The organism is Kitasatospora sp. NPDC096140, assembly GCF_040303045.1.
Taxonomy (GTDB): Bacteria; Actinomycetota; Actinomycetes; order Streptomycetales; family Streptomycetaceae; genus Kitasatospora.
The window spans coordinates 21,170-32,841 of the sequence record NZ_JBEOUW010000068.1 but is presented as its reverse complement, the minus strand read 5'-3'; the positions used below and the strand labels follow the sequence as shown (position 1 = coordinate 32,841).

11 protein-coding genes and 1 pseudogene are annotated in these 11,672 nt (G+C 74.2%); 7 read left to right on the top strand and 5 right to left on the bottom strand.

Annotated elements, in window-relative coordinates:
- Positions 1–117: 117 nt before the first annotated feature.
- Positions 118–2,628 carry a Tex family protein gene (locus ABT048_RS39265; RefSeq protein WP_350526440.1) on the bottom strand — a complete coding sequence of 837 codons (2,511 nt, stop codon included), beginning with the start codon at positions 2,626–2,628 and terminating at the stop codon, positions 118–120.
- Positions 2,629–2,816: 188 nt separating this feature from the next.
- Here ABT048_RS39265 and ABT048_RS39260 point away from each other — a divergent pair, with 188 nt between their 5' ends.
- Positions 2,817–3,209 carry a PPOX class F420-dependent oxidoreductase gene (locus tag ABT048_RS39260; RefSeq protein ID WP_350526439.1) on the top strand — a complete coding sequence of 131 codons (393 nt, stop codon included), beginning with the start codon at positions 2,817–2,819 and terminating at the stop codon, positions 3,207–3,209.
- Here the strand turns inward: ABT048_RS39260 and ABT048_RS39255 are convergent.
- Positions 3,196–3,774 carry a hypothetical protein gene (locus ABT048_RS39255; RefSeq protein WP_350526438.1) on the bottom strand — a complete coding sequence of 193 codons (579 nt, stop codon included), beginning with the start codon at positions 3,772–3,774 and terminating at the stop codon, positions 3,196–3,198. The genes ABT048_RS39260 and ABT048_RS39255 overlap by 14 nt on opposite strands.
- A gap of 74 nt (positions 3,775–3,848) precedes the next feature.
- Between ABT048_RS39255 and ABT048_RS39250 the strand changes: the two genes are divergently transcribed.
- From ABT048_RS39250 to ABT048_RS39235, 4 genes are all read left to right on the top strand, one after another.
- A complete protein-coding gene (locus ABT048_RS39250; RefSeq protein WP_350526437.1) occupies positions 3,849–4,748 on the top strand; it encodes an aminoglycoside phosphotransferase family protein in 900 nt (299 codons plus the stop codon).
- A 178-nt stretch (positions 4,749–4,926) separates the two neighbouring features.
- Entirely contained in the window at positions 4,927–5,577 is a 651-nt protein-coding gene (locus ABT048_RS39245; protein WP_350526436.1) for a TetR/AcrR family transcriptional regulator, read from the top strand.
- Between the two features lie 46 nt (positions 5,578–5,623).
- Entirely contained in the window at positions 5,624–6,361 is a 738-nt protein-coding gene (locus ABT048_RS39240) for a tyrosine-protein phosphatase (RefSeq protein WP_350526435.1), read from the top strand.
- Positions 6,362–6,512: 151 nt separating this feature from the next.
- Positions 6,513–7,073 carry a DinB family protein gene (locus tag ABT048_RS39235; RefSeq protein ID WP_350526434.1) on the top strand — a complete coding sequence of 187 codons (561 nt, stop codon included), beginning with the start codon at positions 6,513–6,515 and terminating at the stop codon, positions 7,071–7,073.
- A gap of 18 nt (positions 7,074–7,091) precedes the next feature.
- Here ABT048_RS39235 and ABT048_RS39230 read toward each other — a convergent pair whose 3' ends face one another.
- A complete protein-coding gene (locus ABT048_RS39230; protein WP_350526433.1) occupies positions 7,092–8,018 on the bottom strand; it encodes a pentapeptide repeat-containing protein in 927 nt (308 codons plus the stop codon).
- A 130-nt stretch (positions 8,019–8,148) separates the two neighbouring features.
- Here ABT048_RS39230 and ABT048_RS39225 point away from each other — a divergent pair, with 130 nt between their 5' ends.
- A complete protein-coding gene (locus ABT048_RS39225) occupies positions 8,149–8,814 on the top strand; it encodes a GNAT family N-acetyltransferase (RefSeq protein WP_350526441.1) in 666 nt (221 codons plus the stop codon).
- 79 nt (positions 8,815–8,893) lie between these two features.
- Here the strand turns inward: ABT048_RS39225 and ABT048_RS39220 are convergent, their stop codons facing one another.
- Both ABT048_RS39220 and ABT048_RS39215 read right to left on the bottom strand, forming a co-directional pair.
- Positions 8,894–9,688 (bottom strand): SGNH/GDSL hydrolase family protein, encoded by a 795-nt coding sequence (locus ABT048_RS39220; protein ID WP_350526432.1) that lies wholly within the window; start codon positions 9,686–9,688, stop codon positions 8,894–8,896.
- Positions 9,689–9,999: 311 nt separating this feature from the next.
- Positions 10,000–10,353: pseudogene (locus ABT048_RS39215) on the bottom strand (winged helix-turn-helix transcriptional regulator); the annotation flags it as partial.
- A 97-nt stretch (positions 10,354–10,450) separates the two neighbouring features.
- On the opposite strand from ABT048_RS39215, the gene ABT048_RS39210 reads away from it, so the two are divergent.
- Complete coding sequence (locus ABT048_RS39210; RefSeq protein WP_350526431.1) at positions 10,451–11,665, top strand: pyridoxal phosphate-dependent aminotransferase; 1,215 nt, start codon at positions 10,451–10,453, stop codon at positions 11,663–11,665.
- Positions 11,666–11,672: the final 7 nt, after the last annotated feature.

Below are 11,672 nucleotides of genomic sequence, written 5' to 3'. Positions count from 1 at the left end.
GCCCGCCCGCCGCGCCAGGTGCGGCGCGGCGCCGGGCAGGGCGGTCAGGACGCGTCCACCGGCCCCCGGCCGTCGCCATGTGCGGCTGTCGTCGGTACGGCCGCCGTCCGTCCCGGCTCAGCGCCGCCCGGAGCGCCGGTCGCCGGAGCCGCCGGAGCCACCGGCCAGGCCGGCCCGGCGCAGCGCGTCCGCCATGGCGCTGTTGGCCGGCGCCGAGGAGCCGCCGGAGCCGCCGGAGCCGCCCCGGTCACCCCGGTCACGCCCGCCCTGGCCGCCGCCGCGCCGGTCCTGACCGCCGCGTCCGCCCTGGCCGCCCTGACCGCCCTGACCGGCGCCGCGCCGCTCCTGGCGCGGCGGGCGGGCCTGCCGCTCGCCGCGGTCCCCGCGGTCGCCGCCCCGGTCGCCGCGCTCGCGCCCGACCTCGTCGTCCAGCCGCAGGGTGAGCCCGATCCGCTTGCGCGGCACGTCCACCGAGACCACCCGGACCTTCACGATGTCGCCGGGCTTGACCACCTCGCGCGGGTCCTTCACGAAAGTCCTGGACAGCGCCGAGACGTGCACCAGCCCGTCCTGGTGGACGCCCACGTCCACGAAGGCCCCGAAGGCCGCGACATTGGTGACCACGCCCTCCAGCACCATGCCGACCTCCAGGTCGCCGATCTTGTCGACGCCCTCCTTGAAGGTCGCGGTGCGGAAGGCCGGGCGCGGGTCGCGGCCGGGCTTGTCCAGCTCGCCGAGGATGTCGGTGACGGTCGGGACGCCGAAGGTCTCGTCGGCGAAGTCCGCGGGCTTCAGCGCCCGCAGCGCGGCGCCGTTGCCGATCAGAGCGCGCAGCTCCCCGCCGGTCGCGGCGAGGATGCGGCGCACCACCGGGTAGGCCTCGGGGTGCACGCTGGAGGCGTCCAGCGGGTCCTCGCCGCCGGGGATGCGCAGGAAGCCCGCGCACTGCTCGAAGGCCTTGGGGCCGAGCCGGGCGACGTCCTTGAGCTGCTTGCGGGTGCGGAACGGGCCGTTGGCGTCGCGGTGGGCGACGATGTTGTCGGCGAGCGTGCCGGTGATGCCGGAGACCCGGGTGAGCAGCGGCGCCGAGGCGGTGTTGACGTCCACGCCGACGGCGTTCACGCAGTCTTCGACCACGGCGTCCAGCGAGCGGGAGAGCTTCACCTCGCTCAGGTCGTGCTGGTACTGGCCGACGCCGATCGACTTGGGGTCGATCTTGACCAGTTCGGCCAGCGGGTCCTGCAGGCGGCGGGCGATCGAGACCGCGCCGCGGATCGACACGTCCAGCTCCGGCAGCTCCTGCGAGGCGAACGCGGAGGCCGAGTAGACCGAGGCGCCGGCCTCGCTGACCATCGCCTTGGTGAGCTTCAGCTCGGGGTGGCGCTTGATCAGGTCCTCGCCCAGCTTGTCGGTCTCCCGGGAGGCGGTGCCGTTGCCGATGGCCACCAGGTCGACGTCGTGCTTCTTCGCCAGCGCGGCCAGGGTGTGCACGGCCGCGTCCCACTTGTTGGCGGGCTGGTGCGGGTAGATCGTGTCGTACGCGACGACCTTGCCGGTGGCGTCCACCACGGCGACCTTCACCCCGGTGCGGAAGCCCGGGTCCAGGCCCATGGTGGCGCGGGTGCCGGCCGGGGCGGCGAGCAGCAGGTCGCGCAGGTTGGCGGCGAAGACGCGCACCGCCTCCTCCTCGGCCTCCGCACGCAGCCGGGCGCGCAGGTCGATGCCGAGGCGCACCAGGATCCGGGTGCGCCAGGCCCAGCGCACGGTGTCGCCGAGCCACTTGTCGGCCGGGCGGCCGCGGTCGGCGATGCCGAAGCGGGCGGCGATCCGCTGCTCGTAGTCGCTCCCGCCGGGCAGGTCCCCCTCGGACTCGCCGTCGTAGGGCGAGAGTTCGAGGTCGAGCACCTCCTCCTTCTCGCCGCGCAGCATCGCCAGAATGCGGTGCGAGGGGAGCTTGGTGTACGGCTCCGCGAAGTCGAAGTAGTCGGCGAACTTGGCGCCGTCCTGCTCCTTGCCGTCGCGGACGGTGGCGACCACGCGGCCGCGGGTCCACATCCGCTCGCGCAGCGAGCCGACCAGGTCGGCGTCCTCGCCGAAGCGCTCGACCAGGATCGCGCGGGCGCCCTCCAGGGCCGCCGGGGCGTCCGCCACCGACTCGTTGAGGTACCCGGCGGCGAGCGTCGCCGGGTCCTGCGCGGGGTCGGCGAGCAGGGTGTCGGCCAGCGGCTCCAGCCCGGCCTCCCGGGCGATCTGCGCCTTGGTGCGCCGCTTCGGCTTGAACGGCAGGTAGATGTCCTCCAGCCGGGCCTTGGAGTCGGCGGCCAGCACCCGGGCGCGCAGCGCGTCGTCCAGCTTGCCCTGGGACTCGATCGACTCCAGGACGGCCGCCCGGCGCTCCTCCAGTTCGCGCAGGTAGCGCAGCCGTTCCTCCAGGCCGCGCAGCTGGGCGTCGTCGAGCGAGCCGGTGACCTCCTTGCGGTAGCGGGCCACGAACGGGACGGTCGCGCCGCCGTCGAGCAGGTCGACGGCCGCCTTCACCTGCCCCTCGCGGACGCCCAGTTCCTCGGCGATCTTGCGTTCGATCGCCTGCTGGCCCTGGCGGGCCGCCTGTTCGACTGGCGTGGTCACGAAGCCGGTCACCTTCTCCTTCAGTGCTTTCGCCGTACGCCCTGCATTCTGGCAGGTGCCGACGACGACGCCCGGCCGCACCCGTGGCGGCCGGGCGTGGCGCGCCCGGCCGGCGGGCCCGGGCGGGCCGCCGACGGCCCCAAGAAGGCTCAAGCGATGCCCAGTTGCCCCTGCATAGCCTGGCGGGCATGGACACTCTGGACGCTGCCGCCGAGTTGGAGCGGCTCGCCGCCGCCAAGTACCTGCTGTTCACCACCTACCGGAGGAACGGCACCCCGGTGGCCACCCCGGTCTGGGTCGCGCGGGACGGCGACGCGCTGGTCTTCACCACGGTGACAAAGACCGGCAAGGTCAAGCGCCTGCGCAACCGCTCGGACGTGCTGGTCGGCCCGAGCGACATCCGCGGCAACCTGCTCGGCGCACAGGTCCCGGCCACGGCCGTGCTCGACCCGGTCCGGGCGCCCGCCTACCGCAAGCTGCTGCGCCGCAAGTACGGGCTACTGTGCGCGATCGCGCTGACCGCGAACGTGCTGCGGTTCGGCAAGGACGGCACGATCGGGGTGCGGGTCACCCCAGCGTGAGCGAGTCGCTGGGCCGGCCGTCGGCGGCGAGGTCGATCACCTTCGTCGTGCTGCCGCTCGTCAGCCGGACCCGGTCCGGGCCGTCCCAGGCGGCGTCGATCTCGTCGCCGTAGCGGAAGCCCGCGTGGGCGATCGGCCAGCGGCGGGCGGTCAGGCCGGTGCCCTGGTCGACGAAGACCCACTGGGCGGTGCTGAGCATCCCGGGTTCCTCCTGCCGGACGATCCGGCGGTCGGAGCGGTCGGGTGCCCGCTGCGTCCCGGTGTCGTACGGGGCGTCCAGGAAGAGCCACAGCGGCACCGTCGCCACGGCCGCCAGCAGCACGCCGACGCCCAGGACCACCCGGATCCAGGCCCGCCAGGTGACGCAGTACAGCACCACCAGCAGCAGCGGCAGCGCGGCGGTGAACAGCAGCAGCGGCCGGTCGAACCAGTCGCGCAGCACCAGCAGGCCGCCCGGGCGCTCGCTGTACCGCCCGACCACGCCCAGCAGGACGAGCAGCGCGAGCGCCGCCTGCGCCGCGCGCAGGGCCCGACGCTCGCCCGCCGTCTGCTGACTGATCACCATGCCGTCAGCCTATAAGTCAGCGCAGTTGGGGAATACGGCTGAACGGAAACGATCGGCGCTGTACGCTGCCGGGCATGTGCGCTGCCACCCGGATGCACCCCGACGAGCCGGTGGTCGACGCGGCCCTGGTGAGGCGTCTGATCTCCGCCCAGTTCCCGCAGTGGGAGCACCTTCCGATCACCCCGGTCGGCTCCGCGGCGGCGGACAACGCGATGTTCCGCCTCGGGCCCGAACTCGCCGTCCGGCTGCCCCGGGTGGAGTGGGCGGCGGGCGACCTCCGCCGGGAACGCCAGTGGCTGCCCCGGCTGGCGCCGCGGCTCCCGCTGCCGATCCCCGCCCCGCTCGCCGTCGGCCGGCCCGCCGCCGGCTACCCGTGGGAGTGGGCGGTGCTGCACTGGATCGACGGCGTCAACCCGGCCGTCGGCGCCCTCGCCGCACCCGACGCGCTGGCCCGCGACCTGGCCGGCTTCGTCAACGCCCTGCGCGCCGTCGACCCGGCCGACGCCCCGGCCGGCCACCGCAGCGTCCCGCTCGCCTCCCGCGACGGCGCGACCCGCGCGGCCATCGCCCAGCTCGCCGGCTCGATCGACACCGCGGCCGCGACCGCGCTGTGGGACAAGGCCCTGCGCCTGCCCGACCACGCCGGACCGCCGCAGTGGATGCACGGCGACCTCACCCCCGGCAACCTGCTGCTCTCCCGGTCCGGCCGGCTCACCGCCGTCATCGACTTCGCGCTGATGGGCGTCGGAGACCCGACCGCCGACCTGATCGCCGCATGGAACCTGCTGCCGGCCGCCGCCCGCCCCACCTTCCGCGCCGCCCTGCGCGCCGACGACGCGATGTGGGCCCGCGGCCGCGCCTGGGCCTTCTCCATCGCCCTGGTGACGATCCCGTACTACCGGCACACCGACGCGGCCCTGACCGCCAACGCCCGCCACGTCGTCCGCGAGGTGCTCGCCGACCGCAGCGTCTGACCGCTCCCCCGCAGCGGCCCGCCGCTCCCGGGGGGCCGTCGCTCCCCGGGGGGCCGCGGGCGGCGGCCAGGGGGCGTCCGCGAGGTCGGTCAGCGCCCCGTCGCGCCGCGGCCGGGCACCGGCGCGCCGACCGGGTCAAAAACCTTCCCGGGTCAAGATCCCCTGCTAGCCTGGGCCCATGACTGGACTGCGCGAGCGCAAGAAGGAGCAGACCCGGCGGGCCATCTCCGAGGCAGCCATCGCGCTCTTCCTGGAGCGCGGGTTCGACCAGGTGTCGGTGGCGGAGGTCGCGGCGGCCGCCGAGGTCTCCAAGCCGACGCTGTTCTCCTACTTCCCCAGCAAGGAGGACCTGGTCGTCCACCGCTTCGCCGACCACCAGGAGCAGGCGGCCGACGTCGTCCGCAACCGGCTCGCCGGCGAACCGGTGCTCGACGCCCTGCTCAGGGACTTCCTGACCGGCCTCACCCGGCGCGACCCCGTCACCGGCCTCAACGACCACCCCGCCGTCCTCGCCTTCACCGCCCTCGTGTACGGCACCCCGAGCCTGGCCGCCCGGGTCGGCGCGTACGTGTCCCGCGCCGAACGCTCCCTGGCCGACGCCCTGTGCGGGGTCCCCGAACTCCCCGAACCCCGCGCGCTCACCGCCGCGCTGCTCGCCGCCCAGGTCACCGCCACCCAGCGCGTCCTGGCCCTGCACAACTGGCAGCGCATCCAGGAGGGCGGCCGCACCGCCGACGACCTGCACGCCGAGGCCGCCGGCGACGCCACCCGCGCCTTCGACCTCCTCGCCCACGGCTACGGCCACCCCGCCCCCGGGCGAGACGGCTGAACCGATGAACCGCTGAGCGGTTGAACGGCTGGCTAGAGTGCCGCGCATGACAACGCGTCACCACACCTTCGATGCCCTGCACAACTTCCGCGACCTGGGCGGGTACCCGGCCGCCGGGGGACGGTCCGTACGGTGGGGCCTGCTCTACCGCTCGGACTCGCTCGGCAAGCTCTCCTCCCCCGCCGACCTCGACCGGCTGCGGGCCCTCGGCGTCCGGACCGTGATCGACCTGCGCTACCCCTGGGAGATCGCCGCCAAGGGCCGGGTCCCCGAGGTCGACGGGCTGGAGTACCACAACCTGTCGATCGAGCACCGCCCGTACGACCAGGCCGAGATCGACCCGGAGCTCGACCCCTGGCGCTACCTCGCCGACCGCTTCGCCGAGGTCGCCGAGGACGGGGTGAAGGAGATCCGGCAGGTCCTGGAGGTGATCGCCGCCGCCGACGCCCCGGTGGTCTTCCACTGCGCCTCCGGCAAGGACCGCACCGGGCTCATCGCGGCCCTGCTGCTCACCCTGCTCGGCGTCGCCGAGGACGACATCGCCGCCGACTTCGCCCTCACCGAGCTCGCCACCCCGCACTTCGTCGCCGAGTGGCACGCCGCCCACCCCGACCGCACCCTGCGCTGGCCCGGCTACGGCCGCGCCCCGGAGGCCGTCATCCGCCTCACGCTCGCCGACCTCGCCGCCCGCCACGGGTCGGTCGAGGCCTACCTCAGCGGCGCCCTCGGCATCGACCGAAGCCAGGCCGACGCCCTGCGCGCCCGGCTGCTGACCGACAGCTGACCGACTGAGCGCAGCCGAGGAGCGGTCGAGGACCGCTGAGGACCACTGAGGACCGCCGAGGACCGGCCGCGCGGGAAGTCGGCCGGTCCGACGTCCCGCGCAGGCGATAACTCGGTGGCAGGCGGCGGTGGTTGCAGGCGACGATGCGGACATGACCGAACAACCCGCACGATGGACCGAGGCGACCGTCCACCCCGACATGTGGGCCGACCCGGACGACGACCCCCGCAACAGCGACGGGCCGAGCCCGGACGGCGAACTCGGCCCGCTGATCGACTGTCTGACGAACTACCGGCTGACCCTGCGGATGAAGTGCGAGGGGCTGGACGCCGAACAGCTGGCCCGACGCTCGGTGCCGCCGTCGACGATGTCGCTGCTGGGGCTGGTGCGCCACCTGGCCGAGGTCGAGCGCGACTGGCGCAGCTGGGTCACCGACGGCGAGCGGCTCCCGAAGCTCTACGGGCCGCGGGACGCGGACTTCGACGGCGCGGTGGCCGAACCGGCCGTGGTGGAGGCCGCGTTCCGGGACCTGGAACGCGAACAGGCCGCGACCGACGCCCTGCTCAGCGGGTTCCCCGACCTGGGCGAGCGACTCGGGAAGGACGGCATCGCCGTCCGGGAGCTGCTGGTGCACCGGATCGACGAGTACGCCCGGCACTGCGGGCACGCCGACCTGCTGCGCGAGTGCGTCGACGGCCGGGTCGGCCAGTAGGACCGGACCGTCGCGGCCTCAGCGGCGACGCCCCCGGGCCGGCCGCCCGCCCTTGCCGGGCCCGGACCGGGGCTTCGCCGCCGGGCGCGCCGCCGCCGGCACCGCGGTGTCGGGCCAGTGGGCCGGGCGGGTGAGGCCGGCCGGGAGGCGGGTGGCGGCGTCGCCGCGGGCGGCGTGGAGCTGGCTCTGGGTGAGGAAGAGCGCCGTGCTGAGGTCGGCGCCGGCCAGGTCGGTGTCGCGCAGGTCCGCGCCGATCAGGTCGGCCAGGCGCAGGTCCGCGCCGGAGAGGTCGGCGGCCACCAGCAGGGCCCCGCGCAGGTTGGCACCCCGCAGGTCGGCACCGCGCAGCCGGGCGCCGAAGAGGTCGCCGCCGCGGTGCTCCCGGCGGTTCGGGACACCGGCGCGGACGAGTTCGCCGGCGCGCAGCAGGAGTTCGCTGACGCGCTGCCGGCGGGCCGGGACGTCGAGGGCGAGGATCTCCTCGGGGGTGCCGCCGGCCAGCCGGTCGGTCTCTTCCAGGGCCTGCCGCAGCTCGGGGTGGACGGCGCGGGCGGGCTCGAAGGTGAGCGCCTCGGTCAGGTACCGGAGGAGTTCGTGCAGCTGCCGGACGACCGGGAAGACCTCGAACATCGGCCCGGCGCTGTCCGGCTCCTCGCGCCAGCTGCGCCCGCCGAACGTCACCTGGGAGACCCGCTGCCCGGCGCCGAAGCAGTCGTAGACGGTGCAGCCCTGGAAGCCGCTGTCGCGCAGGCGCGCGTGGATGCCGCAGCTGAAGTCGGCCTGCAGGTTGCGGCAGGGGCTCCCGGCGGCCTTGTTCACGGCGAAGTCGGAACCGGCGGCGAACGGCAGCGCGACGCAGCAGAGCCCGAAGCAGCTGCTGCAGTCGGACCGGAGCGGGGTCGGCTCGGCCGCCGTGGGGTCCTGCGGCGACTCGGTCTCGCGCACGTTCCGGGGTCCTTCCAGCCGGGCGCCGGTGCGGCGCCGTGAACCCCGAAATCCTACTGGGCAGACCACCCCCATCGCCGGTAAGGTGTGAAAAGCGCCAGAGACTGTTACATACAACGAGGTGGGCATCATGCAGGAGCCGGGCACCAGGGAACTGGTCCGGATGTGGATCTCGGGCTGGGTCGTGTCGCGCGGCGCCGCCGAGCCGGTCGACCAGCCCTGGGGCTGGAGCATCGACGTCGGCTCGCCGACCGGGGAGGTGGGCCGGCACGTGCTGCCCGAGCCGACCGAGGTCGAGGTCCGCAAGATCGCCGAGGCCACCACCGCGCCGACCACCTGGCTGAAGCTGTTCGCCGAGGACGCCACGGTGCTCCCCTGGCTTGGCCCGCAGTGGCGGCAGGACCAGCCGGGCTTCCTGATGAGCGTCCCGCTCGCCCCCGAGCGGCCGGCGGCCCCGGCCGGCCACACCGTCACCACCTGGGAGCGCGGCGGCGTCATCCGGACGATGGTGCGCACCGAGGACGGGCACCTGGCGGCGCGCGGCCAGGCCGGCCTGGCCGGACCGGTCGCCGTGCCCGACCAGATCACCACCGCGCCCGGGTTCCGCCGCCGGGGCCTGGGCGCCCTGGTGATGCGCACGCTGCAGTCCGCCGCGTACGAGCGGGGCGCGCGCACCGGCGTGCTGGTCGGCACTCCGGACGGACAGGCGCTCTACACCGCGCTCGGCTGGACCACCCACTCCCCCATGGCGAGCCTGGTCCTGGACCCGACCGACCCGCAGGCCCAGGACTCGTAGGGGTCCGGCTCGCAGGGATCCGGCTCGCAGGGGTCCGCTCGTAGGGGTCACGGCTCCCTGGAGTCAGGACTCGTGCGAGTCAGGACTCCTGGGAGTACGGCAGGAGTTCGGCCCGCTTCGGCGGGCGCCCGTCGCCGGAGGAGCGGCCGGTGAGGCGGCGGCCGACCCACGGGCCGAGGTGGGTGCGCAGCCAGCGGGCGTCGGCGCGCAGGCGCTCGGTCCGGCCGGGCGGGGCGGCGACGGGCAGCGGGGCGCGCCAGTCGAAGGCGGCCGGACGGCCGAGCGCCTCCAACACGCCCTCGGCGACCCGCCGGTGCCCCTCGGGCGAGAGGTGCAGCCGGTCCTCGGCCCACAGCCGGCGGTCGTCGAAGCAGGGCGCGGAGAAGAGGTCGACCACCGCGAATCCGTCCTGGCGGCCGAGCTCCTGCACGAAGGCCTTCATCCGCAGGATGGTGGGCAGCAGCCGGCCGCTGCCCGCCATCCTGCGGGTGGGGTCGGTGCTGGTGAACATGACCACGGTGGCACCGCCGGCCCGCAGCTCGCGGGCGCAGTCGCCGAGCAGTTGCTCGACCCTCTCGATGTCGCAGCCGGGGCGCAGCACGTCGTTGAGACCGCCGGCCAGGGTGACCAGGTCGGCGCCCATGGCGGCGGCGGGGGCGAGCTGCTCGTCGTGGATCTGCCCGATGAGCTTGCCGCGGACGGCGAGGTTGGCGTACCGGAAGTCCCCGTCGGCGCGCTCCGCCGCCAGCGCCGAGGCGACCCGGTCGGCCCAGCCGCGGTAGTGGCCGTCGGGCAGCAGGTCGTCGCACATGCCCTCGGTGAAGGAGTCGCCGAGGGCGACGTAGCCGGCGTAGCTGCGATGGGTGGTGGGCACGGGCGGGGGCCTCCGCTCTCCTGGGACGGCTTCGCGGTCCGACGATCGTACGTGCGCGTCGGTGCGGCTCCGCAGCCAGGCCCCTGACCTCGGCGCTCATCGGGCGTCGACCGTTCGTTTATCGGCCCGCACCATCCTGGGCACACGGGGCGGCGGCCGGCGACGGGGGCCTTGCCGCTGCCCCCGTTCACCCGCCACGGGGCCACCGCGCCATCGGGCCACCGCCCTGCCGAGCCATCGCGCCATCGCGCTGCCGGGCCACCGGCTCGTCAGAGCGCGACGGCCGCCTCGTCCCCCGCCTTGCGGGGCGTGAACCAGTGCTCGCGCACGGCGTCGGTGGGCCGCTGCTCGCCGAGCGCGGCCAGGCCCCACTCCCCCAGCGCCTCGATGACCGGTCGCAGTTCGCGCCCGCGCTCGGTGAGCTCGTAGACCGTCGCGTTGGCCGGCCGTTCCAGTCGCCGCCGCGCGACCAGGCCCTCGCCCTCCAGCTGCTTGAGCCGGGCGGCCAGGATGTCGGTGGAGACGCCGGGCAGGTCGGCGTGCAGGTCGGTGTAGCGGCGCGGGCCGGCCAGGAGTTCACGGACGATCAGGAGGCTCCAGCGTTCCCCCACCGCGTCCAGGGCGCGGGCGACGGCGCAGTACTGGTCGTAGCTTCGGCGTGACATGTGGATCAGCATAGCCAAGAGGTTGGACTTTCCAAGTGCCAACTTGGTAGAACAAAGCAGAAGCAACGGAGCGGTGGTGACGGTCGGGAGGCCGCAGATGGAGTTTCGGCAGTCCAGCAAGCTGAATGACGTGTGCTACGAGATCCGCGGTCCGGTGGTCGACCAGGCCAACGCCCTGGAGGAGGCCGGGCACACCGTGCTGCGGCTGAACACCGGCAACCCGGCCCCGTTCGGCTTCGAGGCGCCCGAGGAGATCGTCCAGGACATCATCCGCAACCTGCCCAAGGCGCACGGCTACAGCGACTCCCGCGGCATCCTGCCGGCCCGCCGCGCGGTGGTGCAGTACTACCAGCAGCGCGGGGTCCAGGGCGTCGACGTCAACGACGTCTACCTCGGCAACGGCGCCTCCGAGCTGATCCAGATGGCCGTCACCGCACTGGTGGACGACGGCGACGAGGTGCTCGTGCCGATGCCCGACTACCCGCTGTGGACGGCGGTGGTCCGGCTGGCCGGCGGCAAGGCCGTGCACTACCTCTGCGACGAAGAGGCCGAGTGGTATCCGGACCTCGACGACATCGCCGCCAAGATCACCGCCCGCACCAAGGCGATCGTCGTCATCAACCCCAACAACCCCACCGGCGCGGTCTACCCGAAGGAACTGCTGGAGGGCATCCTCGACCTGGCCCGCCGCCACCAGCTGATGGTCCTGGCCGACGAGATCTACGACAAGATCCTCTACGACGGCACCGAGCACCACTGCCTGGCCGCCCTCGCGGACGACGTGCTCACCCTCACCTTCAACGGCCTCTCCAAGTCCTACCGGGTGGCCGGCTTCCGCAGCGGCTGGCTGGTCGTCTCCGGCCCCAAGCAGCACGCCACCGACTACCTGGAGGGCCTCACCATGCTCTCCGGCATGCGGCTGTGCCCCAACGTGCCCGCCCAGTACGCCGTCCAGGCCGCGCTCGGCGGCCACCAGTCCATCAACGACCTGGTGCTGCCCGGCGGCCGGCTCACCGAGCAGCGCGACATCGCGGTCCGGGCGCTCAACGAGATCCCCGGCGTCAGCTGCGTCACGCCCAAGGGCGCCCTGTACGCCTTCGCCAAGCTGGACCCGGCGGTGCACCGGATCGTCGACGACGAGCAGTTCGTGCTGGACCTGCTGCTGCGCGAGAAGATCCACGTCATCCAGGGCACCGGCTTCAACTGGCCCCGCCCGGACCACTTCCGCTTCGTCACCCTGCCCCGCGCCGACGACCTGGAGACGGCCGTCAACCGGATCGGGCGCTTCCTGGCGACGTACCGCCAGAGCTGAGCCCCTA

Bases quoted from the DNA above. Each gene is read 5' to 3' on its own strand.
- ABT048_RS39260 (WP_350526439.1), top strand. From the start codon at position 2,817: ATGGACACTCTGGACGCTGCCGCCGAGTTGGAGCGGCTCGCCGCCGCC.
- ABT048_RS39255 (WP_350526438.1), bottom strand. From the start codon at position 3,774: ATGGTGATCAGTCAGCAGACGGCGGGCGAGCGTCGGGCCCTGCGCGCG.
- ABT048_RS39250 (WP_350526437.1), top strand. From the start codon at position 3,849: ATGTGCGCTGCCACCCGGATGCACCCCGACGAGCCGGTGGTCGACGCG.
- ABT048_RS39245 (WP_350526436.1), top strand. From the start codon at position 4,927: ATGACTGGACTGCGCGAGCGCAAGAAGGAGCAGACCCGGCGGGCCATC.
- ABT048_RS39240 (WP_350526435.1), top strand. From the start codon at position 5,624: ATGACAACGCGTCACCACACCTTCGATGCCCTGCACAACTTCCGCGAC.
- ABT048_RS39235 (WP_350526434.1), top strand. From the start codon at position 6,513: ATGACCGAACAACCCGCACGATGGACCGAGGCGACCGTCCACCCCGAC.
- ABT048_RS39225 (WP_350526441.1), top strand. From the start codon at position 8,149: ATGCAGGAGCCGGGCACCAGGGAACTGGTCCGGATGTGGATCTCGGGC.
- ABT048_RS39210 (WP_350526431.1), top strand. From the start codon at position 10,451: ATGGAGTTTCGGCAGTCCAGCAAGCTGAATGACGTGTGCTACGAGATC.